The organism is Winslowiella toletana (genome assembly GCF_017875465.1).
Lineage (GTDB): Bacteria > Pseudomonadota > Gammaproteobacteria > Enterobacterales > Enterobacteriaceae > Erwinia > Erwinia toletana.
Window position 1 is genome coordinate 5,084,235 of the sequence record NZ_JAGGMQ010000001.1, and the last position, 26,332, is coordinate 5,110,566.

Genomic DNA, 26,332 nt, shown 5'->3' on the forward strand with positions numbered 1-26,332 from the left:
ACAGGCCGCATTCAGGCCGCGGCCTGCAATAGTAACCTTTCGCAAGCAAATAGCGAGTGTTATTGCTGGCAGGATTATGTAATTTTTTGGCTAAGGGATAAAAGAGGCAGGATTGAGCAGTAAGTGGTGGAAGCAGCATCGCTTCCACCTAAGGGAATAACGCTTACGACAGACGACGCTGACTACGCAACAATGCCCAGCCACTCAGCAGCGCGAGGATCATCAGATAGTAGCTCGGCGCAAGGCTGGTGCCGGTCGCGGTAATCAGCAGGCTGCACACCAGCGGCGCAAAGCCACCAAATACCGTAACTGCGATGTTATAGCTAATTGCCATCCCACTGGCGCGGGTTTCCATTGGGAACAGATCGGCCATTAACGAAGGCACCGTGGAGAAGTAGATGGATTTCAGCAACGCCATCCAGCCCACCAGCAACATCAGCGTCATTGGCGTGGTGTGATTCACTACCAGCAAAAAAGCCGGATAGATAGTAATAATCAGCAAAATCAGGGAGCCCCACATCAGCGGAATACGCCCGACTTTTTCCGCCCATAGCCCCATCAGTGGCGTCACCACGGTCAGAATCACTCCTGCCAGCAGCGTGGCGCCGAACGCTACCGAACCCGGCAGATGCAGATTCTTTGTCGCATAGGTTGGTACATAGTTCAGCATGTAGTTAATCGCCGTGGAGATCACCATCAGACCGATAGCCAGCAGCAACAGCTCTTTCTGGCGTCCCGCCAGCGTTTTCAGCGGTGCGGCATGCTTCTCTGCCGGTTTAAAGCTGGCCGGTTCATGCAGATGGCGACGAATATAGAGCCCGACTGGACCAATAATCAGGCCAAAGGCAAACGGAATGCGCCAGCCCCACTCCTGAATTTGCGTTTCTGTTAACCATGCGGTTAAACCGAGGCCAAATGCCGATGCCATCAGAGTGCTTGCGCCCTGGGTTGCAAACTGCCAGCTGGCGATAAAGGCTTTACGCTCAGGAAAGTGCTCAACTAAAAATGCGGTAGAACTGCCGAATTCCCCGCCTGCTGAGAAACCCTGAATCAGTCGCGCCAGCAAAATCATTATCGGTGCGGCAACACCAATGGTGGCGTAAGACGGCATAAAGGTGATGATGGCGCCCCCCACCAGCATCAGGCTGATGGAAACCAGTAATGCTTTTTTGCGGCCAACCCGGTCCGCATAGTTACCCAGCACTATCGCGCCCAGCGGACGGATCAGAAAGGAGACGCCAAAACTGCCCAGCGCCAGCAATAAAGACACTGAAGGATCCTGGCTGGGGAAAAAAGCGTGCGCAATGTAACTGGCAAAGAAGCCATATACTGCAATATCAAACCACTCCAGCGCGTTACCAATGCAGGTGGCGAACAGGGTTTTATGCAGATTCGGCTTTTCCACGCTGGCGACTGGCGCGCGCTGGCTTAATTCACTCATGATTTTTCCCCTGACTGCGCCTGATGCGCCTGATGCCGGGCGATCAACTGCGCGCCCTGCTCACCCAGATCCCACAACAATGCCGTCATCATCTGTAAACCTTCGCGGGCGATCGACTTCAGCATATGCTCATCAACCGCATGCTGCCCGCAGGCAGGATAGGAGTGAGGGATCCACAATGTTGGCAGGCCCAGAATGTCAGAGAACACGTCATTCGGCAGCGAACCACCGAGATTAGGCAGCAGCGCCGGTTTTTTGCCACTGGTGGATTCCATCACCTCCAGCGCCCATGACACCAGCGGATCGGTCGGATTCAGGCGCGTGGCGGGCGTGCCGCGGATCACGTCGACTTCAACATAGTCAAAACCGTGCTGACGCAGATGCGCGCTGATATGACCGGCCAGATTTTCCCAGTCGGTTTCAACTACAAAGCGTAACTGACATACCGCAGTGGCTTTGCCCGGAATGGCATTCATCGGACGGGCCGGATTGCCGGTCAGGAACGACAGCACTTCCAGCGTATTCCAGCCATACAACCGCTCGGCGCCACTGAGTCCCGCTTCACCCCACTGGTTGTCGATGTCCGGATCATTTTCATTACCGCCCACTGCAATATCGCTGAGAATCGCGCGTACCTGAGCGCTGATTGCCGGCGGTTTTAGCGCCGCAACCTGTAGCTGCCCCTGCTGATTAACCAGACAGGCAATGGCGTTCGCCAGTTGCGTGCCAGGATTACTGAGCAGACCACCCCAGTTGCCGGAGTGATAGTCCCTGGCCCGCGCATTGATGCTCAGGCGGAAATTGACGCAGCCACGCGAGCCGAGAAACAGCGTCGGGCGCACAGCATTAAGACGTGGGCCATCGGAGGCAATAAACAGATCGGCGCGCAGTAAGTCGGGTTGCTGACGGCATATCTCCGCCAGACCCGGCGAGCTGATCTCTTCGCCCATCTCAAACAAGAAGGTGCAGTTAAAGCCCAGCTTGCCGCCGCGAGCCTGATAAACCTGCTCCAGCGCCGCAATATTTACGCTGTGCTGACCTTTATTATCCGCACTGCCGCGTGCATACCAGCGGTCACCCTCTTCGACCAGCTGCCATGGCGTCAGGCCAGCGCGCCAGTTTTCATCGTCGCCAAACACCACATCGCCATGGCCGTAGCACAGCATGGTGGGAAGCTGAGGATCTTCAATCCGCGTGGCAATCATAAACGGGCGGTTTTGCGCCTGCGGATTGTCAAACTGATGGAGGGTAAAACCCAGCGCGCTCAGTGCTGGCGCGATCTCTTCATCAAGATAGCGTTGCAGCAGCTGATCACGATCGTCACGCTGGCTTTCGGTAGCCAGCGCTACACGCCGCGCCAGAACCCGCTTAAATTCCCCACTGTCGAAATACGCTGTTGCCAGCGCGACTGCCTGTTCACCTGTCATAATCTGTCCGTTGTGTTTATCTGTTTTGTTATCAGATTTATCTAAGCTAAAATCGCGCTTTGCCACAATTGTTAATTTGTGAAACTAGCTTTGCTTTGAAAGCAAGTCTTACATGCCCGATAACAAGGCATGCACCGTAACGAGGCAGCATTATGCACAGCAGTGAAATTCGCTATTTTCTGGCGGTGGTTAACACCGGTTCACTAAGCGCCGCCAGTGAACAGCTGTTTGTCGCCGTCTCGGCGATTAGCCGTCAGATCCAGCGGCTGGAAGCCCGGATTGGCGTGCCGCTGTTTGAACGTCACGCACGCGGTATGATTCTGAATGAAGCCGGACAGATTTTTGAAAATCATGTGCGCAAAAGCCTGCTGGATATGGAGCATGCCATTGCCGAGATTAAGGGGTTGCACGCGGTACGACGCACCCTGATTCGGGTGGCCTGTACTGACGGTATGGCTTTTTATCTGCTGCCTGCCCTGTTTGCCCGTTTCCGCCAGCTAAATCCGGCGGTGACGTTTAGCCTGAGGGTGCTAAGCGGTAAACAGGTGGCGGAAGCCGTACGTGATGGCGACTGTGATGTGGCGTTCCAGTTCAGTTTGCACCCGGAACGTGGCGTTGAGGTGATCTCATCGTATGCTGCGCCCGTGCTGATGGTAATGAAAAACGATCATCCGCTGGCCCGGCAGCAGGTGACGCTGAACGATTTAAGCCATTATCCGCTGGCGTTGCCGGAACCCGGCACCACGGTACGGCAGTTGTTCGATCTTGCCTGCCGGATGAACGGCACCTTTATTGAGCCAGTGCTGACCTGTAACTTCTTTTCCAGCCACTACAATTTTCTGCTGCATTCGCCTCAGGCAGTCACCCTGTGCAGCCATTTTACCGTGATGTACCAGGCGCAGGAGCACGGTCTGATGTTAAAAACCTTTGGCGTCGATCAGCTAACCCAGCGCACGCTACAGATCCAGGCGCCACCGGGCCGTCAGCGTAGCGCAGCGTTAAATCTGTTTCTGCAATTTTCCAGTGAGCAAATGCAGCAACAAAGTGAGCGGGTCCGAAAGGTGTTTGGCTTTTAACAGGCAAAACTGTTACGGCATCAACTTTCTGATGACCTGTAATTCAATGCCGATGCTGATGGCATGTTTTGCATTTTTGACTCCAAATTTGCGCACCACATTCGCCATATGAAATTTTACCGTGCTGGGGGTGATAGCAAGAATAATGGCAATTTCCTGATAGGTTTTTCCAGCACTGGCCCAGTATAAAATTTGATTTTCGCGTACTGATAATACTTCGCGAGGCGGACGCTGCTGATTGTGAAAATCATTACAAAGCGTATGCATTTTTTCATGCGTTTTTATTAACAACATTTGCATAGCATAGATTTCTTCGGGTTTATCATTGAAGTCGCAATGACATTCTTTACCCTTCATAAATGACAACACAGCCAGATTATGCTGCTGATCATGTATAACAAAGGTATAGCCATTGGTAATATCATATTCTCTCGCCATATCAAGTACGGTCAGTGGCGGTTTCTGCCAGAATTGTGTCATGCTGTTTTCATCCCAATAGAATGGGGAGATGCGATGTGAAGCGGTCAGCATTACAGGATCAATTAGATGATATTTATTTTCGTTATACACTTCAAACCAAGAAGGGTTATTGGAAATAACGATGAACTCTGCCGGCTTTTTCTTATTCATTATCGCGTAAGCAAAATTGATTTCATTAAAATCCCCGAGGCAGCCTTCCAGATAATGCTTTATTGCAGTGTTAATCATGTCATTTTTATAAAACAGTTCAGCCATTACCCCTCCGGAACTAATAGAATAAAACCTCAAAACAGAAGTAGCAACTCGTGTAAAAGCCAGATAGTAACCTCGTGTTATTAAAAAGCCTTCATCAGCGATATAGTTAAGTCTAATATTACCATAAAATATTTTCATTGTATTGCCATCCTCTCAGCTGATTCAAGCAACCTCTCACCAAGTCCCTATCACATTGATTATTAATGCTTTTAATTCTTCTCTACTATTTCTTACTGTATTTTTTTCGGAAAGCAACCATCATAATGGTTCAATATAATACAAGCTTCTTTATTATTTATTCTTATAGAAAGAATATTTATAATGATTGGTGAATTAATATTTTTAACTATTATTAAACATGGATAATGCTGCTTAGATAATTTACCAAATGAAGATAGCTAAAAACCTTTTTTCGAACAAAAAACAAACACCAACAAACAATATTTTCGATCTAAATCACGTAACAACATCAAAACACTTTGACTCAGCAACATTAATCTGATCAAATTTTGATCAGATAATTATAAATGAAAATAAATACAATAATAAGCTAGAAAATCATTTACTAAATAAGTAAAATAAATTATCCCCTATGTGAGTAGCAATGTATTTTCAGGAGGCAGTATGTTAGAAATCTTTGACGTTAGTTTTGATATGATTTCGAATAATAAAATGGATGAAATGTTCACGCTAAGAAAAGGGACATTTAAAGACCGACTAAACTGGGCGGTTAAATGTACGGGTGAGATGGAATTTGATGAGTATGATGGTCAGCACACTAATTATCTATTGGGCATAAAAGATGAAAGTCTGGTGTGCAGTGTTCGTTTTATCGAAATGCAATATCCCAATATGATCGATGGCACTTTTTCGTCTTTCTTCAAAGATGTTAAGATCCCGCAAGGTAACTATATCGAATCCAGTCGTTTTTTTGTTGACCGGACCAGAGCAAAAAATCTTAACCCAGGGAAGAACCCTGTTGCCATCATGCTGTTTTTGGCGATGGTTAATTACGCCCAAAACTATCATTATGATGGCATACTGACGATTGTCAGCCATCCGATGCTCACCATATTAAAACGTTCCGGCTGGGGCATTAGCGTTATTTCTCAGGGGATATCTGAGAAAGACAAACCTGTGTATTTATTGCATTTACCAGTTGATAAGGAAAATCAGCAAATCCTGATTGACCGTATCAATCAGCATAACCGCATCGGGTCCGGCGCCTTCAATAAGTGGCCATTAGCGTTACCACTTATAAAGGAGCGGGTTGAATAAGTTGCAGCTCCACTCCCAGTCGTATTGCATGTTTTGCGTTAAGCACGCCTAATTTTTTCACAACGTTGCCAATATGAAATTTTACCGTGCTTATTTTTATCCCCAGAATCACAGCAATTTCCGGATAGGTTTTACCGATGCTGGCCCAGTAAAGAATTTCATTTTCTCGTTGTGAAAAAATATCCTTTTTATTAATTGCTTTATTCTTTTCACTTTCAATAATATTTTTATAAAGCGAGGTTATTTTTTCGTGCGCCTCGATCAGCAGCATTTGTATTTTATTTTTATTACTTTTAATAACCTCTTCAATGCTACTACTATCCTGCTCATCAAGCATCAAAGATAATGTCGCCAGATTGGAATTATTATCATGCAAAACAAAGGTATAACCATTAACGATATTATATTGCTTTGACAGATTAAAAATACGTGAAAATTTAAGTCTGGAGTTCACTACCTGGTTATCATCCCATGAAAATGGCGATATTTTATTTATCGCAGTCAGAATCACCGGATCAATATGCTGATAATTATTTTCTAAATAGGTATCCACCCACTCCTTCGGGTAATTGGAAATAATAACCACTTCAGATGGATTTTTTTTGTTCATTATCATATAGGCATATTTCAAATTGCCATGCAATTCTAACTGCCTGTTAAGGTATTCATTTACGGTAGTGTTAATGACTTCGTCATTCGAGAAAAGCGCTGACATTTGCCTGACCTCAACCTTACTGTGACATCCGCAAAACTATGCTGGATGCATGCTTAGTACCAACCTGTACCTTAGTCTAACTAGCTAAGCCAGCTAAAATAACTTACTGTTTTCGGCGCCAGCAGCATATCAGAAACATTAACAACTGCTGCAATGCGTTGCATAGGCTAAACCTGACATTGGTTATAACAGGTTATCACTCCGCCTTCACCAGGGAAACCAGTAGGTCATTATCTTTTGAATCATTAGGTAGTCAAGTGCTTTCGCCATAAGGCGTCTCAACGCCAGTCCAATCGAGAGCATTTGACTACCTGATCCTGCACAGCCAAAACCTTTTGATTTCCAGAAGCCCCTCCCATTACAGGAAGAGCCCCCCGCTTACTTCATATCCACCTGATAGAAAATATGCTTACCAAAGGGATCGATCTCATACCCAGAGACCTCTTTGCGTACCGGTTCAAAAATGGTGGAATGTGCAATCATAACCGCTGGCGCCTGATCGTGCATCACTTGCTGCGCCTGCTGGTACAAAGCAATACGCTTATTGTGATCCTGCTCAGCACGCGCTGCGGTAATCAGCTTCTCAAAGGGCTGGTAGCACCATTTTGCGGAGTTCGAGCCGCCTGCGGCGGAGGTACAGCTAAACAGCGGACCAAAGAAATTGTCCGGATCGCCAGTAGCCGTCGTCCAGCCCATCAGCGCCGCCTGATGCTCGCCGTTTCTTACTCGTTTCAGGTACTCGCCCCACTCAAAGCTGACGATATTGGCTTTGACGCCCACCTGCGCCCAGTCTGACTGTATCATCTCCGCCATGCGGCGCGCATTCGGGTTATAAGGACGCTGCACCGGCATCGCCCACAAGTCGATAGTGGTGCCCGCCGGTAAACCCGCCTCTTTCAGTAACGCTTTAGCTTTCTGCGGATCATAGTCGTAATCCTTTAGCGACTGATCGGCGCTCCAGACACCAGGGGGCAGCAGATTTTTCGCCACCGTACCGGTACCCTGGAAGATAGCATTGATAATCGCGGGTTTGTTAATCGCCATGGTCAGCGCCTGACGCACTTTGACATTGTCCAGCGGCGCTTTTTGCGTATTAAAAGCGAGGAAACCAGTATTCAGCCCCGCCTTCTGCATCAGGGTAATAGCTTTATTCTGCTCCATCCGTTTCAGATCGGCCGGATTCGGAAATGGCATAACCTGGCACTCATTCTTCTCCAGCTTGGCATAGCGCACTGAAGCGTCTGGCGTAATCGCAAACACAATGCGATCCAGCTTCGCTTTCCCCTGCCAGTAATCCGGAAAGGCTTTATACAAAATGCGTGAATCTTTCTGATACTGCACCAGCTGGAAAGGACCGGTGCCAATCGGTTCCATATCAACTTTTTCTGGCGTCCCGGCTTTAAGCATCGCATCGGCATATTCAGCAGAGTGGATCGAGGCAAAATACCATGCCAGATCGGCAAGGAATGGCGCTTCAGCATGGGCCAGTGTAAAACGCACGCTGTGATCGTCAACTTTCTCGATTGAGGTGATCAGCGATCCAAACTCCAGGCTGTCAAAATTGGCATAGGTGCCGCCAGAGACTTTATGGTAAGGGTTGCTGGCATCTTTCTGACGCATAAACGAGAACAGCACATCATCGGCATTAAAGTAGCGTGTCGGGGTAAACCACTTATTACGATGAAACTTCACCCCTTTACGCAGGTGGAAGGTATACACCTTGCCATCAGCACTGACATCCCAGCTCTCCGCCAGGCTGGGAACCAGCTCGGTGGTGCCCACTTTAAAATCGACCAGACGGTTAAATACCGGTACGGCACTGGCGTCAACGCTGGTGCCAGAGGTGTAAATTTGTGGATTAAAATTTTCCGGCGATCCTTCGGAACAGAAAACCAGAGTTTTGGCGGATACCGTCGCCGATAACGCCAGCGTTAATGCCGCCAGCGCAAACCTTGTAACCGTTTGTTTCATCCACAACCTCGCTTTTTGTTGACTTACCAGGGTTCAGGTGAGTAAAACCAATACACATCTGTTTAATAAATAACATGATTTGGCACCATACCGAACATGAAATCCTTTCGACAAATAAGGAAACGTTATGAACCAGGATTTGGCCAACCAGTTAAGCCGTCGCTTTTACCGTTATCTGGCGGTCAGCAGCCAGAGTGATGCACAAGCGACGGTATTACCCAGCACACCTGAGCAGCACGAAATGGCAAAGATGCTGGCCGCAGAGTTGCGCCAGCTTGGTTTACAAAATGTGGTAATCGATGAGTTCGCTACCGTTACCGCAGTTAAACCGGGCAATTGCCCCACCGCGCCACGAATCGGCTTTATTACGCATATTGATACGGTGGATGTGGGCTTATCCCCCGATATCCATCCTCAGACCTTGCGTTTTACCGGCAGTGACCTCTGCCTTAATCAGCAACAGGATATCTGGCTGCGCACCGCCGAGCATCCGGAAATCCTCGCCTATCAGGGTCAGGATATCATTTTTAGTGATGGCACCAGCGTACTGGGCGCGGATAATAAAGCGGCGGTTACCGTGGTGATGACGCTGATGGAGAACCTCAGCGGTAAACACGGCGATATTGTGGTGGCCTTTGTGCCCGACGAGGAGATCGGTTTGCGCGGCGCTAAAGCGCTGGATCTGCAGAGTCGTTTTGACGTTGATTTCGCTTATACCATCGACTGTTGTGAGCTGGGTGAAGTGGTATATGAAAACTTCAATGCCGCCGCTGCTGAAATCGTGCTGACCGGGGTTAGCGCCCATCCGATGTCCGGCAAAGGAGTACTGGTCAATCCGCTGTTAATGGCCCATGACTTTATCAGCCATTTTGACCGCCAGCAGACCCCGGAACATACCGAGGGACGCGAAGGTTATATCTGGTTTAACGACATCAACGCCAACGCCAATCAGGCGCGACTGAAGGCATCGATTCGTGATTTTGACCTGGCGAATTTTGCGCAGCGTAAGCAGCAGATTGCCGATGTGGCGGCGAAAATTGCCGCGCAGTATCCAACCGGCAAAGTGGAATTTACCATTAGTGATACCTATAGCAATATCAGTAATGCGATCACTGAGGATCGTCGGGCGATCGATCTGATTTTTGCCGCGCTGCAACAGCTGGATATTGCACCGAAGGTGATCCCGATGCGCGGCGGCACCGATGGTGCGGCGCTGTCGGCAAAAGGCTTGCTCACGCCGAACTTCTTTACCGGCGCACATAACTTCCACTCAAAATTTGAGTTTCTGCCGGTGCCCTCGTTTGTGAAGTCCTATCTGGTGGCCGAAAAGCTCTGCCTGCTGGCCGCAGAAAGCGCGGTGAAATAGCGAAACAGGGCGACTGGCGTCGCCCTGTTTATCCTGGCAGCAGGTAATTACTTCACTGATACATCAATACCCGGGAAGAATTTCTTCGCCAGCGTCGCCACAGTGCCGTCCTGCTGCAGTTTAACGATCGCTGCGTCCAGCTGCGTTTTCAGTGCGGCATCATCTTTGCGCAGGCCAAAACCAATACCTTTACCAAGAATGGTTTCATCCTCAACCGCCTTACCCACAAATGCGAAGCCCTTGCCCTGTGGTTTATTCAGGAAGCCGGACTGACCGGCAGCGGACATCACCAGCGTGCCATCAACACGGCCGGCAACCATATCGTTATAGACCTGATTCTGATCCTGATAAGAGGTCACAGTAACGCCTTTGGCTTCCCAGTGCTGTTTAGCATAGGTTTCCTGCACCGACCCCTGCAGCACGCCAATGTTTTTACCTTTCAGGCTCTCTGCGGTTGGCTGCAGATTTGAACCCTCATGGGCCACCAGCTGGCTTGGAATGCGGTAGATTGGCGTGGTAAAGCCAATGCTTTTCATGCGCTGCTCAGTGATATTCATCGCCGAATTAATCGCATCGAACTTTTTCGCCGCCAGTCCCGGGATCAGCGCATCAAAGCTACTTTCCACCCAGCTGCATTTCAGATTAGCGGTCTTACAGATAGCGTTACCCAGCTCGATATCAAAACCTTCCAGTTCGCCCTGCGCATTACGACTTTCAAACGGCGGGTACTGCGACTCAAGACCATAGCGCAGCGTGTCCTGCGCCATTACCGATACAGAGGACAGCATCCCTACCGCAACTAACAGAGCATTCAATTTCTTCATCAACTTCCCCTCAGGATGGTTATTTTAGCGAGGCTTAACCTGGCAGAGCGCATCAGCGCCCGCCTGCAAAGTAGCCTCGTCTTTGGCGAACGAAAGGCGGATCAATTTATTGTCAGTACCATCGGTATAAAACGCCGATAGCGGAATAGTCGCCACACCGTGATCGACAATCAGACGTTTTACCATTTCGCTGTCTGATTCGTCACTAAAATGACCGTAACTGGCGAGCATAAAGAAGGATCCTGCCGAAGGCAGCAACCTGAACGGCGAATCCTGCAACAGCGTCGCCAGCATATCGCGTTTACGCTGATAGAAATCACCCAGCGACAAATAGTTTTGCGGCGTGCGCAGATATTCAGCAAAAGCAATCTGCATCGGCGTATCGGCGGAGAACATCATAAACTGATGTACTTTCACAACCTCTTCCATTAACGCCGCAGGCGCCAGGCAGTAACCCACACGCCAGCCGGTCACGTGGAAGGTTTTACCAAACGACGAGACAATCACGCTACGCTGCGCCAGCTCCGGATGCGTTGCCATCCCGAGATGCTGACGGCCATCAAACAAAATATGTTCGTACACTTCATCGGAGAGCACCACAATATCGGTGTTACGCGTGATCGCCGCCAGTTGCGACAAATCATCAGCGCTCAGCACCTGCGAACTCGGATTATGCGGGGTATTAATAATAATCATGCGGGTGCGCGAGGTTATTGCGGCGCGTACTTCATCCCAGTTAATGGCGAACGCCGGCACCTGCAACTTTAAGCCAATCGCTTTCGCACCCTGCAAGCGGACAATCGGCGCATAGCTGTCAAACGCCGGTTCAAAGAAAATGACTTCATCACCGGCATGCACCAGCCCGGCAATCGCTGCATAGAGTCCTTCGCTGGCGCTGGCGGTAATCAACACCTCACTGCCCACTGCGTATTGCTGACCGTACAGCGTGGCGACCTTCTCCACCAGCGCCTCTTTCAGCGCGTAATGGCCGGTCATCGGCGCATACTGGTTATGCCCCTGCTGCATCGCCTGGCTTACGGCATTAACCAGCGCAGGATCGCAGGGAAAGTTTGGCGCGCCCTGGGATAAATTAATTGCATTATGTTCGGCGGAAAGCTGGCCGATCACACTAAAGATGGTGGTGCCTACATCAGGTAATTTTGAGCGCTGTTGCACCGTTGAGGCGATAGTCATGAACACTCCAGTATCAGCATAACCAATTAAAAAAAGCAGATTTCTATTCAACGCGCTGGCGCTTGAGCCGACAAGGGAAATGTTGTCATAATAGCCATGCATAAAAATCATAGCTCAGAGGCTCACTATGTCACGGCGATCGCTGCCATTAAATGCCATTCACGCTTTTATCGTTACCGCACGCCATCTCAATCTGACGCATGCGGCAGCCGAATTGTGCATAACGCAGGGCGCCGTCAGCCGTAAGATTGCCGCGCTGGAGTCATGGCTGGGTTTTTCATTGTTCGATCGTCATGCCCGGGGGCTGAAGCTGACGCCGCAGGGAGCGGCGCTGTTGCCGGAGCTTAAGAGTGGTTTTGAGCAGATGGTGCATGCCACCGACAAAGCCAGCAAATCTAACAGTTCAGTGCGACTGAAAGCCCCCACCTGTGCAATGCGCTGGCTGTTACCGAAGCTGGTAGAGCTGGAGCAGTTGCGCCCCGATATCCATATTTCTCTCACCACTACTGTTGAGCACAGCCGCCAGCTGGATAATTTCGATGCGGCGATTGTTTACGGCGCACCGCTGGAGCAAGGTTATCGTCTGTTTGATGAAGCGCTGACGCCGGTGATCTCCGCCAGCCTGCTTAAGCAGCAACAGCTGACACCAGAAGATCTGACGCATTTTACTTTTCTGCACCCCACTGCCGACAGTACCGACTGGCAGCTATGGTTGCGCGCGCAGCAGGTGGAGCTGCTGATGAAGCGCAATCAGCATTTCGCCACCATGGACTTAGCCATCAGCGCGGCGATTCAGGGTTACGGGGTTACGGTTGCCGATGTCACATTGATCCAGGCGGATTTAGCCATGCAACGACTGGTCGCGCCGTTTAAGAACAGCGTAAAAACCGGGGCGGTTTACAGTTTATTGCAACGGCCAGATAACGATGCGCCACCGTTCCTTGCGGAACTGGTGGCATGGTTATGTTTAGAAAGCGATCCACTCATCAGCAACACCGGCTGATGCGGCGGCGGGCTGTTTCAGGCTGGCGGTTTTCACCGGTAAAGCTTTGGCTGCTGACTTCGCCACAGCGGCACTGTCATTATGCGACAAACGGAACTTCGCTACCGAACTCTGTAGCTCTTCGGTCTGACGTTCCAGCGCGCTGGCCGCCGCAGAGACTTCCTCGACCAGCGAGGCGTTCTGCTGGGTGACGCTGTCCATTTCAGAAATGGCGATGCCTACCTGTGAAATGCCTTTACTCTGCTCTTCCGATGCCGCAGCAATCTGCTTCATGATATCCGTGACATCAGTCACCGAGCGCAGGATCTCACTCATGGTGGTACCGGCTTCATTAACCAGTCGCGAGCCATTGTCGACACGCTGGACGGAATCGGCAATCAATCCTTCAATCTCCTTCGCTGCGCCAGCACTGCGCTGCGCGAGGTTACGCACTTCACTGGCCACCACGGCAAAGCCGCGTCCCTGTTCACCGGCGCGAGCAGCTTCCACCGCCGCATTCAGCGCCAGAATATTGGTCTGGAAAGCGATACTGTTGATCACGTTAGTGATCTCAGCAATTTTCTGCGAACTGCCGGAAATACCCTGCATTGTTGTGACAACGTCACTTACCAGCTTACCGCCTTTGCTGGCGGTAACTGAGGCGCTGTCCGCCAGCACACTAGCCTGGCGCGCGTTATCGGCGTTAAATTTCACCGTCGCCGTCAGCTGCTCCATACTGGCGGCGGTCTCTTCCAGTGCCGCCGCCTGCTGCTCGGTGCGGGAAGAGAGATCGTTATTACCCGAGGAGATTTCCGTCGCGCCACGCCAGATATTCTCGGTACCGCCACGAATCGCGCCAACCGCATCGCGCAGACTGTCCTGCATGGCATTCAGCAACGGCACCAGTTTACCCACGCAGTTACGACCAATATCGTGCACCGGCTGGCTGAGGTCGCCTTCAGCAATCATCTGGAAATGCTGGCGCAGGATGGCAATAGGTCGCACCAGCATAGTGACCAGATAACGGTCGGTAAACAGCAGAATTAACAGACCGGCAATCACTGCCGCAATAATAATGACTTTTGTCATCTGGGTCAGATGATCAACAGTGATCCGCGTATCATCCAGCATCCCTGAGGCCGCCAGATTAAACTTCTCTGCGCTGGCGCCAAATGCCCGGCTGAGTGGCGGCGTAACATTACGTGACTGCTGGCGATAAGCATCCAGCGTTGCCTGCTGCGCGCTCTGCATCTGTGGCACCACACCCTGATCGAGCAGTTTTTGCCAGTTTTCAGTGACATTATTGACCACTTCCGCCCCGAGCGGACCCGGGGAGAGCTGCTTAAAATCGCTCAGCAACTTGCTCATATTATCCAGCGACTTTTGCGCCGCGGCCATTTCAGCCGGATCGGCGGCTGCGCCAGTCTGACGGGCTTCGACAATCCGCGACAGGCGGGTGACAAAGCGGAAATATTGATCGTTACCCTTACTCAGTACAGTCATCTGATTAACGATATGACGATCGACTTCATTACCTTTTCCCAGGGCATTTAAAGAATAAACGCTGTAAAGACCGACACACAGCCATAACAAACAGAACAGGCCAAGTATCCATAACATCACCGCGCGTATGGTGAAATTTTTTAAAATGTTCATAACTGCTCCAAATCGGTTGATCACCGGTTATATCGCCATGGCTATGCCAGGGTTCTTTACCGTTATCGGCAGTTAAGCTGAAAGAATACAAATAATTAACACGATATTTTTTTTAGTTTCTAAACCTTACTTTGTTTATGGACGTTGGCTAACTCACTGCCATATCGACAGTTTTTGCTGATTTGGCGTACAGGAAAACATCATGCGAATTTATTAATTCAGCATGAAAGCAATGAAATAGTGGCCCGATCACAGTGTTGAAAAATAATAATCAGTGCAATACGCTTAATTTAACCGCACCAGCGTGCGCATCAGCAACCTGAACACCTGCATTCTGCGCTTCATAAAGCGCTTTTCCAGCGCGATCTGCGCCATTCCCTGATGGCCAAAGCGCATGGTGTAATCGTCGCCGGGATGCCAGGCAGGCCATGGCACTTCACCGTCAATCTTATGCGAGAACTCAGTAACGTCGCGGGCAAAACTCAGCCAGTACTCGCTGACGCGCCAGGCAAAATGACGATCGTTGTCCGTAAAGGGACGATCTGTCAGATTCATATTATTCAGCGTATCGAGCACATAGGGGACTTCATTGCCATGCCAGGTGCCGCAGGTATAGAGATCGCGCGCGTTCTCCGATACGTAATCGAAATAGTAACGCCAGCCTGGCGCCCCGGTACGATGCTGCGCCATCACCGCCACATACCCCATAGTGGTAAAGGCAATATCACGCGCCACCTGACGGCCCAGCACCGCATCGTCACGGGCGTCATACAGCCATTTAATCAAGCGCCAGGCAAATTTATGCTGCTGGCGAATGCGCGCGATGGTTGCGGCGGCGTCAATGCCGAAGTACTCCAGCACGCTGGCTTCATCACTGTTGCTGCCAATCATCAGCGGATATTTATGCTGCCGCGCAGCGTTAAACACGCTGACTGACGACTGCGGCAACACCCGATCGCCGGCAATCGCTACCGGGCCGTTCACCAGCGGCGGTTTGAGTGACCAGAAGCCGTCGGCGGGCAGCGCGCGCAATTCCGCCGCCGTGGCGTCGCTCAGATTGAAATGGCGCGCCACGGCTTCCCCGGTCTGCAGCGCTTGCTGGCGCGGCGTATCGGGTAGCGAGTAAGCACTCTGCACAATGCCTTTGTGAAACAACCCATCCGCCAGCGGCGAAGCAAACAGCGACAGTACGCTGCGGCCACCAGAGGATTCGCCCATTATCGTGACGTTGCGACGGTCGCCGCCAAACACGTGGATATTGCGCTGTACCCATTGCAGTGCGGCAATCTGGTCAAGCAGCGCAAAATTATTGATCTCTTCGCCACGGGGATACTCTGCGTCCAGCGCCGGATGGGCGAAAAAGCCCAGGTGTCCCAGACGATAATTCAGTGTCACCATCACCACGCCACGCGCAGCCAGTGGCGCACCGAGATAAGGCGCCAGACTGCCAGCGCCGATGGTATAGCCGCCGCCATGGATCCACACCATCACCGGCAACGGACGCGAAGGCTGGATATCCGGCGTCCAGACATTCAGGTAAAGGCAATCTTCACTCAACTCACCCGGTTCACCGCCGCCGATCGCCAGACACTCGGCGCGGTTTTGCCAGCTGGAATCTCCCCAGCTGACAGCATCACGCACCTTTTGCCAGTGCTGAACCGGTTTTGGCGCTTTCCAGCGTAATGGCCCGGTTGGCGGTGCAGCATAGGGGATCCCCTTAAAGACAAAAACCTCCCCTTCCATAGTGCCGCGCAGTTCTCCTTCAGCGGTCCTGATCCTTAAGCGTTGCTCGTTTTTCATTATTTTTTCCGTAGCATTTTCAACATCCATTATTTGCAGGCCACTCTATATTGTCCACTCTCACGGCCACTTTGCAGATAAAACCGATGTTTCACGGAATTTACTGAACGATATAGTCAACTAAATTGAATTTGATAATGGTCTTAAATTGACTACATTCTGTGAAACCCTTTCGGGAAAAGGAATTAAATATGTTTAGTGCGATCAATAATGGATTTTCACGCATGGCGGATCATCCTGATTTTGGCAAGCTGCTGCTGCGCCTGACCTTTGGCATTTTATTGCTGTTTCATGGCGAAGCTAAGGTGCATAACGGCGTAGGCTGGATTGCGAAGATGCTGACTGCACACGGTTTTCCAGGTTTTATCGCTTACGGTGCTTACATTGGGGAAATTGTTGCGCCAGTGATGGTGATTATCGGTCTGTTAACGCGCCCTGCGGCGTTTGTTATCGCGATTAATCTGCTGGTGGCAACCCTGCTGGTGAAAACGGGCGCTATCTGGTCACGCACTGATGTCGGTGCGTGGGCGCTGGAAACAGAAGCGCTCTATTTCTTCGGTGGCGTGATTATCATGCTGCTCGGAGCCGGGAAGTACACGTTAATTCGTAACCCGCGCCTGCAATAGTTATTATAATAGTGTCAAAGGGCCAGTGATTCACTGGCCCTTTTTATTGTCTATAACAGACCGCAGCGCCGCAGGCTTGCCTGCTCACGCTGCGCGTACAGCTCAATCTCATCATGCACCGCCGCGCCTGATGCCTGCTCAAATTGTTCGCGACTGGCATGTCCCTGCGACCGCGCACGGGTTTCACTGCCAAGGTTTGACTGGAAAATACCAGCGGCGCTCACCGGCAGAAAATCTTCATAAATAATGGGTTCGGCGGTGAGCATCCCCTGAGCGATTAGCTGCTCAATATCGCTGGCCGGGGTAATCGGATAATCGCGCCCCTGAGCGGTACGTCGGTACTCAAACCACGCCAGCTGCTGCTGCCGCAAAGTGGTTTCATCATCAGGAAATGCAGTAAATACTTCCGCCAGATGCTGCTGATGCTGCTGGTTATCGCCACCGCTGCCGGCCTGCGCCAGCAGGCGATCATACAGCTCACGCCCCTTACGGGTTAATGCTACGCCACGCTGTTCAATCTCACCAAAGCGCGCGGTATGCGTACCCTGCTGGCCGTCGCGAAAACGCACCGCCTCATCCAGCGCTTTAAAGCTGGTCTGCCGCAGCAGGATCGGCACCTGTCGCTGCGGTGGCCCCTCGATAATCGCTTTCGGGGTGATCCCCTGCTGCGGCATCAGCGCCTGCACCCGATCAATATCCAGCGTACGCGGTGTCAGATGATTGATATGGCAGCCCGGGAAGCAGACCACATCAGCAATCAGCCGATGCTGCTGGTTAAGCGCCTGCCAGGTGGAACTGTCAACGGTGGTTTGCTGATGCCAGCGGAAGGTTTCCAGCGCTTCGCTGACAAACTCTTCGGCCTGCTCCGCGCTAAAACCGCCCTGCTGCTGATGCAGCGCAACCAGCTGACGACAACGTGGGGTAAAAATATCGCGGGCGGCAAGAATCTCGCTGGCTTGCTGACGTAGCGCCGCATCGTCAATTAACTCCAGGCGCAGCAACGAGGTAAACAGGCGAAACGGATTACGGCGCAAAGCAGCGTCATCTACCGGACGGAAGGCGGTGGAGTGTACCGGCACACCCGCTTGCGACAGATCGTAATAACCCACCGGATACATCCCCATAATCGCAAACAGCTGGCGCAACATATTCAGCTCGGCAGCAGTGCCCACGCGGATCGCGCCATGCCGCTCCACGCTAATACGCTCCAGCTCATCCGCCTGCGTCAGACGTTGCAACAGCTGCGGATCCTGCGCCAGTACCTGCTGATTTACCTCCGCCACCAGGCGTAGCAAAGCGCCATACTGCGGTACTTCCTGCTGATACATCGCCGACATCGCGTGTGAAAAACGTTCGCGAATACTGTCTGTGCTGACCCAATGCGCGTCCATAGCTTTTACCCCGCAGAAAAGGAACTTGCTGAAAATGTAAATGACTGGCGGCAGGATGGGAAAAATTATGCGGAATTTGTGATCGGCCACCAGAAAGAAAGTTACAGTTTCTGTGGCCCTGGACTGAATAGTTACAGTGGTCGCTGATAACCATAAACCGATTTTACCAACAGCATCACCGAGGTCAGCAGCGCAGGGATCGCCAGTAGCAGAAACACCTGACTGAAACTCCAGCCCAGCGACAGCATCTCAGCGCCGGCAAAAGCACTGAGTATGGCGCCGATGCGTCCCACACCGTGCATCCAGCTGGAACCCGTTGCACGGGCATGTGTAGGATAATAGCTGGCAGAGAGCGCATTCATACCGGTATTGGCGCCATTAAGGCAGAAGCCGCTACAGAACGCGATTCCACTTAACACCAGCGCATCCGCTGGCGCAAGCCCTATCGCCACGGTGGCGATAGCGCCGCAGCCATAGATCAGCGCCAGCGCCCGGTTAGCGTTGATCTTATCCATCAGCCAGCCAGCAAACAGCGAGCCGACGGTGCCACCCGCCTGATACATAGCGGTGATCAGCGCCGCTTGCGTCACCGTCATGCCAATATCTTTAATCAGCGACGGCAGCCAGCTGCCAATCAGATAGACGAGGAACAGCCCCATAAAATAGCTGCCCCATAACATCAGGCTGCCGGTCAGATAGTTGCGTGACAGCACGGTGCGCACCGCCCCTTCACACTGCCGGGCGCTGGCCAGCTGAAACTGCATATCGGTTGCAGTGCTGCCGGGCTGCATTTTTTCGATAATCGCGCGGATCCTGGCGGCCGGGGCGCCACGAGTGATCAGAAAACGCACCGACTCCGGCAGATAACGCAGCAACAGCGGCACCACCAGCAAAGGCAACAGGCCGCCTATCAGCAGTACCGAATGCCAGCCAAAACGCGGGATCAGCCATGAGGCGGCAAAGCCCCCTGCCGCCGCGCCAAAGGTAAAACCGCAAAATACCACGGTGATAATAAATGAGCGTTTGCGCTCGGGAGAAAATTCCGCCACCAGCGTGCCGACATTAGGCATCGCCGCGCCCAGCCCTAAACCGGTAAGGAAACGGAATAACATCATCTGTTCGGCGTTTTGCGACAGCGCGGTAGCCAGCGTCCACAGTCCGAAGAAAAAGACGCTGGTGATAATAATCGCCCGGCGGCCAAAGCGATCCGCCAGCGGACCGGCAAACAGCGCACCCAGCGCCAGCCCAATCAACGCACTACTGATCACCAGCCCGAGCTGATGATTACTGACGCCCCAGGAGGCTTTCAGCGCCGGGGCGATAAATCCCATCAGGGCGATATCCATGCCATCCAGTGCAACTACGATAAAGCAGAGCAGGATAATACGTTTCTGATAACCGCTTAGTGCAGCTGAATTAATAAGCTGGCGAACGTCTATCGCCTCACTAATACTCAAAGGTATCGCTCCCGGATAAGCCGAAACTCCCTGCCAGGCGTTCGCCACTTCATCCGTCAGGTTGCAAAAAAAAGTGAGCGCTATAATAGCGGATCACAAACCTGCTGACCTGAGAAAATGTAGTTTAGTGAGAATTATTCCGTCAGCCCCTGTTCCAGCCAGCGCAGCGAGCGATAGCCATCGGCGGCCGAACTATGCAAAGGGGAAGTGACCATCTGCTCATTAAAGATTTCCAGTGACCACGGCCCCTGATAACCCTGCTGGTGCAACTGCCGGGCAAAATGTTGCAGATCAAAATCCCCCTGTCCGGGAAAGCAGCGATAGTGCCGGCTCCAGGTCAGTACATCAAGGTTAAGCTGCGGCGCATCGGCAAACTGTACAAAGGTAATCTTGTCAGGTGGCACCTGATCGAGCGCCTCCAGTGAATCGCCGCGCGACAGAATATGAAAACTGTCCAGCACGATCCCCAGACTGGCATGGTTAACCTGTTTTACCCGCTGCCACGCCTGCTGCCAGCGATTAATATGGCGGCCCCATGCCAGCGCTTCATAGCCAATCTCAACCTGGCAAGTGGCGGCCAGTTCGGCCAGCGCATGCAGATCGTCAATCTGCTGCTGACTGTCACTGCTGCAACTGGCGCTGGCGTTGCTGCATAGCAATAATTTCTTACAGTCAAGCTGCTGCATCAGTTCAAATTGCTGACGCGCCCGGGTCAGCTGATCGCTGCTCTCGCCTTCGTAATTGCGAAACGGTTGCAGTAAGGCAATAGTCAGACCATTGTCGGCAACCCGCTGGCGCAACTCACTGGCCGACCCTCGAAAGCCAGCCAGGTCTGGCTCAAACAGCTCGATACTGTCAAAGCCTGCGGCGGCAATTTCCTCAAGTTTATGCTCCAGCGTGCCGCTGATGGAAATGGTGGCGATACAACGTTGCATGCTGTTTTCTCTCTGCTTTGATATAAGTTGATGTCAGTTATTGACCCTGCGGACGCTGGCGTCAAATACGGTCACCCGATGCAACGACTTCATTAATGGCGATATTTTGTGCAAATGCAGTAGATGTTAAATAAAATTTGCAATAAGGTTAACAGAATCCACTCGTCGCGCTTGCTTCAGATCTTCAGACCTCACTAACCTGTGATATGGATAAAAATTACGTTTTTAATCAGCGCATTCGCTTGCGCCATCTGCATACTTTTGTCGCCGTTGCCCAGCAAGGGACGCTGGGGCGTGCGGCAGAAACACTCAGCCTTAGCCAGCCGGCGTTATCAAAAACGCTGAATGAGCTTGAGGAGCTGGCGGGCACCCGTCTGTTTGAACGTGGCAGGCTCGGCGCCCAGCTGACAACGATGGGTGAACAGTTTCTGACTCATGCGGTAAAAGTGCTGGATGCGCTTAACCACGCCGGACAGTCTTTCACCAGTAATATGAGTGATGAACCGGTAGTGTTGCGCATTGGCGCGCTGACCACCGCCGCGATGGGTATGCTGCCATCGATTCTGGACCGTTTTCACCAGTTGCAGCCGCAAGCCACCGTACAAGTGGCAACGCTGCATAACAATGTACTGATTGCCGGGCTCAAAGCTGGCGAGTTTGATATTGGCATTGGCCGGATGGCTGATGCCGATATGATGACCGGATTAAGCTATGAACTGCTGTTTCTGGAATCATTACGCCTGGTGGTGCGTCCGGATCATCCGTTATTAAGTGACAACGTCACACTATCCAAAGCCCTGCAATGGCCGGTGGTGATTTCGCCGGAAGGCACCGCCCCGCGTCGCATTGCGCAAGCGATGATGGATGAACAGGGCTGCTCATTACCCGCCAACTGTATTGAAACCTCATCAACGTCACTGGCGCGTCAGCTGGCGCAACGTTATGACTATGTCTGGTTTGTGCCGTCCGGCGCGATCAAAGAAGATTTACTGCATAATTCGCTGGCGGCGTTGCCGGTGGCTTCACACGGGCCGGGGGAACCGGTAGGTATTATGACCCGCTCCGGCAGTCAGCACTGCCTGAGCGCAGAGATCCTGCTGGCCACCATCCGCAAGTGTCATTCTGGTTAACTTTTCAGCGACTGTGTTTGGCGTGCCTTTCGCGGTTATCGCTGCGCGCCTGCTCGGTTTTGCGCAGACCGACATACAGCGCGCCGCTACCGCCATGAAAAGGCTGAGCCCCGCAAAAGGTCTGCACATCATCAAACTGTTGCAGCCAGCGGAACAGATAGCTGCGTACAATATTGGCGTGTGAGCGGTCGTCACGTCCTTTGCCATGGATGATCAGCAAATTGCGCAGATTATCCTTGCGCGCCTGCAACATAAAACTGAACAGTGACTGACGACAGCGGGCCACCGGCTGACGCAGCAGGTTCAGACTGGCATCCAGCGGATATTTCCCCTGACGCAGCTTATCCAGCACCCCCTGCTGAATGCCTTCGGCTTTATACTCCAGCGGCTGTATCAGCGGAATGGCGTCGATAAAACCGTCGATAAGAAAATTGTTCTCTGCGTCCAGCGGCTGCTGACGCGGCGTTTTAATCTGTGGGGTTTTTAACCAGTGAATACTGGCGCAATCTTTTAAGGGGATGACATCTTCCATGGCGTCTTTAAACAGATCGTTTTCGTCAGGGTTCATCGTCACTCCTTAAGCCGCGCGATGGAGGGGTTGCTGCACGGCAAGAAGAAAAAATAGTCGTTTTGTCCGCCTTCGACAAGCCTTTGCTGGCATTAAAAGGCAATAAAAAAAGCCACTCGTAAGTGGCCTGATACTCTGCGACGATCATTAACGCCGGGGTGGTCGTGCATTGACGGAGGCAGACCAGTCAAAGTCGTTAACCTCACTGGCCTTGAGACTTTTTTGCCGCGGCTTACGCACCACTTTCACCGGTGCCGCTTTCTCTTTCGCCAGACGCGCTTTCATCACCTGTTTCTTCGCTTCTTTGGTAAACTCTTTCAGCTGCTTTTCACCAGGGGTGGTGCCTGATTTAGCGATCAGGTTTTTAACCTGCTGTTCAATAATAATTTTTTCATTATCGGTAAACGCATCTATCGATATTTCCTTGTCATTTTTCATCATTTGGCTCCGCCTGGGGTCACTTTAAACAGGTATGGCGCGGGTCCATACGGTTAATGCCGATCGAAATCACGCCGGAAAAGGCGCAGACTGGCAAATCTTAGTACTGTCGCTAACATAACTCTGATGCTGTTTCGTTGCCATGACTTCCCGCGACATTTATTGTGCTGGCCGTAGCGGCAACCGGGGCTGTGTTGCTGGAGAGGAGCAACACATTGGATCTAACTACTGTCTGGGATGGATAACCGTTCGCATATCATGATGACATTACTGGAAGACACGATCAGTACGCCGCTCGGGCAACTGATTATCGTCAGTGACGAGCAACAAAACTTGCGCGCTGTCGAATGGGAAGAGTTTGGTGCACGGATGAATCGCTTGCTGAAGATTCACTACGGCCCGCAGGGCTTCCGACTCAGGCAGCTGGAGAATGCCGGCGGCCTGAGCGCACAGTTAAGGCGCTATTTCGAAGGGGATTTATCGGTACTTAAACAGCTGTCTGTCGCCACCAACGGCACCGACTTTCAGCGATCGGTATGGAACCTGCTGCGCGAAATCCCCTGTGGCAGCGTACTGCGCTACGGCGAGATGGCGGCGATGTTAGGGCGTGCGGGTGCAGCGCGTGCCGTTGGCGCAGCCAATGGATCCAATCCGATTAGCGTAGTGGTGCCCTGTCATCGGGTGATTGGCGCCAACGGTACGCTGAGCGGTTATGCCGGTGGCGTATCACGTAAACAGTGGCTGTTGCAGCATGAAGGTTATCTGCGGGTATAGCCTTAACCGGCTAATACGGCCCTTGCACTGGCTTCATCGGTCACCAGCCCGCTAATCCAGCCCCCCTTCAGCACCGCCGCAATGGCGCGATGTTTCTCTTTGCCGCCGGAAAAGGCAATGATATTGCGCGCGGTGTGGGCTGTCAGGGTGACGCTGGTCAGGCGTTGATCCAGTTCACTGCTGACGCGCTCACCGTCTTCACCGATAAAATGGCCCAGCATCTCCCCTACCACATGCTGTCCCTGCAGGGTGGCGACCTGCTCGCGGGTGATAAAGCCATCGGCATTCAGCGGGCAACCAATATCAACATGACCAATGCCAAGAAACATGACATCGGCCTGCTGGGCTTTTTCCGTTACCGTGCGGTAAATACGGTGGTTGCACCATAGCGTGCGGTCATCCGCGCTGTCGGCATACAGCGGTGCAGGTAAAATAAAATAGCGACCCTGCGTTTTTTCCGCCATCCACAGCGGTACATCGTAGCGGGTACAGGAACCGTCGCTGGCGATAGCGCCGATCAGCGACACGCAGCTATGCTGAGGCCGATCAAACTCTGGCAATTCATCAATTGTCGCGCGCAGCATCCGTCCGGAACCGACAGCGATAACCTGCGGCTCACTCTTTTTCAGGGTTTGCGCCATCACTTCCGCCCCCGCCACCGCCACCATCTGGTAAATTCCGGCATTATCGACGCCGTCAGAAGGCACCACCTGACAGATGCGCAGGCCAAAACGCCTTTTTAGCTGCTCTGCCAGCGACATGCACTGCGCAACCGGATGGCTGATATTGACGCTTACCAGCCCCTGCTCGGTCGCCAGCGCCACCAGCCTCTGCGCTACCTGACGTGAAACGCCCAGTTTTTCGGCAATATCCTGCTGCGTCTCGCCGGCAACGTAATACATCCAGGCCGCGCGCGCCGCCTGATCCAGCTTCTTATCGTGCTTACTCATTGCGCAATCAGCCCTCGCTTTTTATCTTTCCAGCATACTCTGAATTTTTGCCCTCACTGCGGGCAATTGTTAGTTTTTGTGATCTGCGACGCAGACAGGCGGGCAGATTTTGCCCAGGCTAACGGCAACTTCAGGCATAAGCTCACATAAAGGGCATTTGCTCATTTCTTTATGCAACACGCAGGAGAGAAAGATGACTCACACAAGCGAAAATATCTGGATGCATATCGGCGCCGGTTCCTTCCACCGCGCCCATCAGGCCTGGTATCTGCATCGTCTGTTACAACAGGGAGACGATCGCTGGCATATCGCCCTCGGCAATATTCGCGATGATGCATCTGCGCTGCTCAACAGTCTGAGCGCCCAGCAGGGTGAATATACGCTGGAAACCGTCACCCCGGAAGGTGAACGCCGCTATGAAAAGATCACCTCAATCAAAAAGATACTGCCATGGGATGCTGAACTGAGCGCACTAATTGCGCAAGGCAGCAATCCGGCCACTAAAGTGATCGCTTTTACCGTTACCGAAGGCGGCTACTACCTCGACCCCGACCATCAGCTGGATCCACGCCATGCCGATATTCAGGCCGATATTAACGGCGGCGCACGTACATTATATGGCGCGCTGACACGGATCCTGCTGGCGCGTATGGCGGCTCATGGCAATCCGGTTACCCTGCTTAATTGCGATAACCTGCGTCACAACGGCGAGCGTTTTCGCCACGGTTTTCTCACCTTCCTGCGTCTGCGCGGTGAAACCCGCCTGCTGGAGTGGGTCTCTGAACACACAACGTCCCCCAACACCATGGTGGACCGCATTACCCCGCGACCTACCGCCGATATCGCACCGCGGGTGCTGGCAGAGACCGGTTTTCATGATGCCGTGCCGGTAATGGGCGAAGCCTTTATCCAGTGGGTGATCGAGGATGATTTTATTGCCGGACGTCCGGCGCTGGAAAACGTTGACGTTGAACTGGTGACATCGGTATTGCCATGGGAAGAGGCAAAAATCCGCATTCTTAACGCCAGCCATAGCTGCATCGCGTGGGCAGGCACTTTAATCGGCCAGTCTTTTATTCATCAGAGCACCCAGACGCAGGCGATTAAGGAGATGGCATGGGAATATGTTACGCAGGATGTTATCCCGTCACTGACGCCCAGCCCGCTGGATTTAGAAGCTTATCGCGATGTGGTGCTGGCGCGTTTTGCTAACCCCTATATTCAGGATACCAACCAGCGCGTCGCCGCCGACGGCCTGTCAAAAATCCCCGGTTTTATTACCCCAACGCTGGTTGAAACTTATCAGCGCGGTGATGTGCCGCGTGCTACTGCCGTATTACCGGCACTGTTCTATCTGTTCCTGCAGCGCTGGCATGATGGCGATCTGCCTTACAGCTACCAGGATGGCGCACTGGATGAAACTGCGCTGCATAGCATGCTGGCATCTGAGCAGCCCTTAGCCGCTTTTGCCGCCGATCCGGCGCTGTTTGGCCCACTGGCAGAGAAAGCAGAGTTCGCCGCCCTGCTGCAACAGACCGTCAGCAAATTGCAGCAGTGGGCCGCACAGCCACAGCCGGTAAGCGAGTAAGGAGAAGATC

General features: G+C 52.2%; 23 protein-coding genes. 8 read left to right on the forward strand and 15 right to left on the reverse strand.

The annotated features are described in order from the left end of the window. Window positions 1-163 precede the first annotated feature (163 nt). A complete protein-coding gene (locus J2125_RS23830) occupies window positions 164-1,441 on the reverse strand; it encodes an MFS transporter (RefSeq protein WP_017798873.1) in 1,278 nt (425 codons plus the stop codon). Then, window positions 1,438-2,868 carry a M20 family metallopeptidase gene (locus J2125_RS23835; RefSeq protein WP_026111406.1) on the reverse strand — a complete coding sequence of 477 codons (1,431 nt, stop codon included), beginning with the start codon at window positions 2,866-2,868 and terminating at the stop codon, window positions 1,438-1,440. The genes J2125_RS23830 and J2125_RS23835 overlap by 4 nt, the downstream gene beginning before the upstream one ends. A 152-nt stretch (window positions 2,869-3,020) precedes the next feature. On the opposite strand from J2125_RS23835, the gene J2125_RS23840 reads away from it, so the two are divergent. Next, on the forward strand, window positions 3,021-3,944 hold the full coding sequence (locus J2125_RS23840; RefSeq protein WP_017798871.1) for a LysR family transcriptional regulator: 924 nt from the start codon (window positions 3,021-3,023) through the stop codon (window positions 3,942-3,944). Window positions 3,945-3,956: 12 nt separating this feature from the next. Here the strand turns inward: J2125_RS23840 and J2125_RS23845 are convergent, their stop codons facing one another. Continuing rightward, entirely contained in the window at window positions 3,957-4,679 is a 723-nt protein-coding gene (locus J2125_RS23845) for a helix-turn-helix transcriptional regulator (protein WP_017798870.1), read from the reverse strand. A 624-nt stretch (window positions 4,680-5,303) separates the two neighbouring features. Between J2125_RS23845 and J2125_RS23850 the strand changes: the two genes are divergently transcribed. Beyond that, window positions 5,304-5,957 (forward strand): acyl-homoserine-lactone synthase, encoded by a 654-nt coding sequence (locus J2125_RS23850; protein ID WP_017800026.1) that lies wholly within the window; start codon window positions 5,304-5,306, stop codon window positions 5,955-5,957. Here J2125_RS23850 and J2125_RS23855 read toward each other — a convergent pair. Then, window positions 5,935-6,672: a LuxR family transcriptional regulator gene (locus J2125_RS23855; RefSeq protein ID WP_017800025.1), complete on the reverse strand. Its 738-nt coding sequence runs from the start codon at window positions 6,670-6,672 to the stop codon at window positions 5,935-5,937. The two genes, J2125_RS23850 and J2125_RS23855, sit on opposite strands and share 23 nt — an antisense overlap. A gap of 378 nt (window positions 6,673-7,050) precedes the next feature. Further along, window positions 7,051-8,643, reverse strand: coding sequence for an ABC transporter substrate-binding protein (locus J2125_RS23860; protein ID WP_017800023.1), 1,593 nt, complete (start codon window positions 8,641-8,643; stop codon window positions 7,051-7,053). 127 nt (window positions 8,644-8,770) lie between these two features. On the opposite strand from J2125_RS23860, the gene pepT reads away from it, so the two are divergent. Continuing rightward, window positions 8,771-10,009, forward strand: a complete 1,239-nt coding sequence (gene pepT / locus J2125_RS23865; protein WP_017800022.1) for a peptidase T — start codon at window positions 8,771-8,773, stop codon at window positions 10,007-10,009. A gap of 47 nt (window positions 10,010-10,056) precedes the next feature. Here the strand turns inward: pepT and J2125_RS23870 are convergent, their stop codons facing one another. Next, the gene (locus J2125_RS23870; RefSeq protein WP_017800021.1) at window positions 10,057-10,833 is read right to left on the reverse strand and encodes an ABC transporter substrate-binding protein; all 777 of its coding nucleotides are present in this window, start codon (window positions 10,831-10,833) and stop codon (window positions 10,057-10,059) included. 24 nt (window positions 10,834-10,857) lie between these two features. Next, complete coding sequence (locus J2125_RS23875; protein WP_026111555.1) at window positions 10,858-12,027, reverse strand: methionine aminotransferase; 1,170 nt, start codon at window positions 12,025-12,027, stop codon at window positions 10,858-10,860. A gap of 127 nt (window positions 12,028-12,154) precedes the next feature. On the opposite strand from J2125_RS23875, the gene J2125_RS23880 reads away from it, so the two are divergent. After that, the gene (locus J2125_RS23880) at window positions 12,155-13,030 is read left to right on the forward strand and encodes a LysR substrate-binding domain-containing protein (protein WP_017800019.1); all 876 of its coding nucleotides are present in this window, start codon (window positions 12,155-12,157) and stop codon (window positions 13,028-13,030) included. Here the strand turns inward: J2125_RS23880 and J2125_RS23885 are convergent. Both J2125_RS23885 and J2125_RS23890 read right to left on the reverse strand, forming a co-directional pair. Next, on the reverse strand, window positions 12,995-14,665 hold the full coding sequence (locus J2125_RS23885) for a methyl-accepting chemotaxis protein (protein WP_017800018.1): 1,671 nt from the start codon (window positions 14,663-14,665) through the stop codon (window positions 12,995-12,997). The two genes, J2125_RS23880 and J2125_RS23885, sit on opposite strands and share 36 nt — an antisense overlap. Window positions 14,666-14,950: 285 nt before the next feature. After that, entirely contained in the window at window positions 14,951-16,465 is a 1,515-nt protein-coding gene (locus J2125_RS23890) for a carboxylesterase/lipase family protein (protein WP_017800017.1), read from the reverse strand. 191 nt (window positions 16,466-16,656) lie between these two features. Between J2125_RS23890 and J2125_RS23895 the strand changes: the two genes are divergently transcribed. Continuing rightward, complete coding sequence (locus J2125_RS23895) at window positions 16,657-17,091, forward strand: DoxX family protein (RefSeq protein WP_017800016.1); 435 nt, start codon at window positions 16,657-16,659, stop codon at window positions 17,089-17,091. Between the two features lie 50 nt (window positions 17,092-17,141). On the opposite strand, the gene hglS is transcribed toward J2125_RS23895, so the two are convergent. The 3 genes from hglS to J2125_RS23910 all read right to left on the reverse strand — a co-directional run bounded on the left by hglS (window position 17,142) and on the right by J2125_RS23910 (window position 20,874). Continuing rightward, window positions 17,142-18,482: a 2-oxoadipate dioxygenase/decarboxylase HglS gene (gene hglS, locus J2125_RS23900; RefSeq protein WP_017800015.1), complete on the reverse strand. Its 1,341-nt coding sequence runs from the start codon at window positions 18,480-18,482 to the stop codon at window positions 17,142-17,144. A gap of 131 nt (window positions 18,483-18,613) precedes the next feature. Then, window positions 18,614-19,939 carry an MFS transporter gene (locus J2125_RS23905; protein ID WP_017800013.1) on the reverse strand — a complete coding sequence of 442 codons (1,326 nt, stop codon included), beginning with the start codon at window positions 19,937-19,939 and terminating at the stop codon, window positions 18,614-18,616. A gap of 134 nt (window positions 19,940-20,073) precedes the next feature. Then, a complete protein-coding gene (locus tag J2125_RS23910; RefSeq protein ID WP_017800012.1) occupies window positions 20,074-20,874 on the reverse strand; it encodes a sugar phosphate isomerase/epimerase family protein in 801 nt (266 codons plus the stop codon). A 206-nt stretch (window positions 20,875-21,080) separates the two neighbouring features. On the opposite strand from J2125_RS23910, the gene J2125_RS23915 reads away from it, so the two are divergent. Continuing rightward, window positions 21,081-22,004 carry a LysR substrate-binding domain-containing protein gene (locus J2125_RS23915; RefSeq protein WP_017800011.1) on the forward strand — a complete coding sequence of 308 codons (924 nt, stop codon included), beginning with the start codon at window positions 21,081-21,083 and terminating at the stop codon, window positions 22,002-22,004. 4 nt (window positions 22,005-22,008) lie between these two features. On the opposite strand, the gene smrA is transcribed toward J2125_RS23915, so the two are convergent. Then, window positions 22,009-22,572, reverse strand: coding sequence for a DNA endonuclease SmrA (gene smrA / locus J2125_RS23920; protein ID WP_017800010.1), 564 nt, complete (start codon window positions 22,570-22,572; stop codon window positions 22,009-22,011). Between the two features lie 147 nt (window positions 22,573-22,719). After that, window positions 22,720-23,013 (reverse strand): DUF3811 domain-containing protein, encoded by a 294-nt coding sequence (gene yjbD / locus J2125_RS23925; protein ID WP_017800009.1) that lies wholly within the window; start codon window positions 23,011-23,013, stop codon window positions 22,720-22,722. Between the two features lie 255 nt (window positions 23,014-23,268). On the opposite strand from yjbD, the gene ogt reads away from it, so the two are divergent. Further along, window positions 23,269-23,784 (forward strand): methylated-DNA--[protein]-cysteine S-methyltransferase, encoded by a 516-nt coding sequence (gene ogt / locus J2125_RS23930; protein ID WP_026111553.1) that lies wholly within the window; start codon window positions 23,269-23,271, stop codon window positions 23,782-23,784. Between the two features lie 2 nt (window positions 23,785-23,786). Here the strand turns inward: ogt and J2125_RS23935 are convergent, their stop codons facing one another. Then, on the reverse strand, window positions 23,787-24,734 hold the full coding sequence (locus J2125_RS23935) for a sugar-binding transcriptional regulator (RefSeq protein WP_017800007.1): 948 nt from the start codon (window positions 24,732-24,734) through the stop codon (window positions 23,787-23,789). A 193-nt stretch (window positions 24,735-24,927) separates the two neighbouring features. On the opposite strand from J2125_RS23935, the gene dalD reads away from it, so the two are divergent. Continuing rightward, on the forward strand, window positions 24,928-26,322 hold the full coding sequence (dalD, locus tag J2125_RS23940; RefSeq protein ID WP_017800006.1) for a D-arabinitol 4-dehydrogenase: 1,395 nt from the start codon (window positions 24,928-24,930) through the stop codon (window positions 26,320-26,322). The last annotated feature ends 10 nt before the right edge of the window (window positions 26,323-26,332 follow it).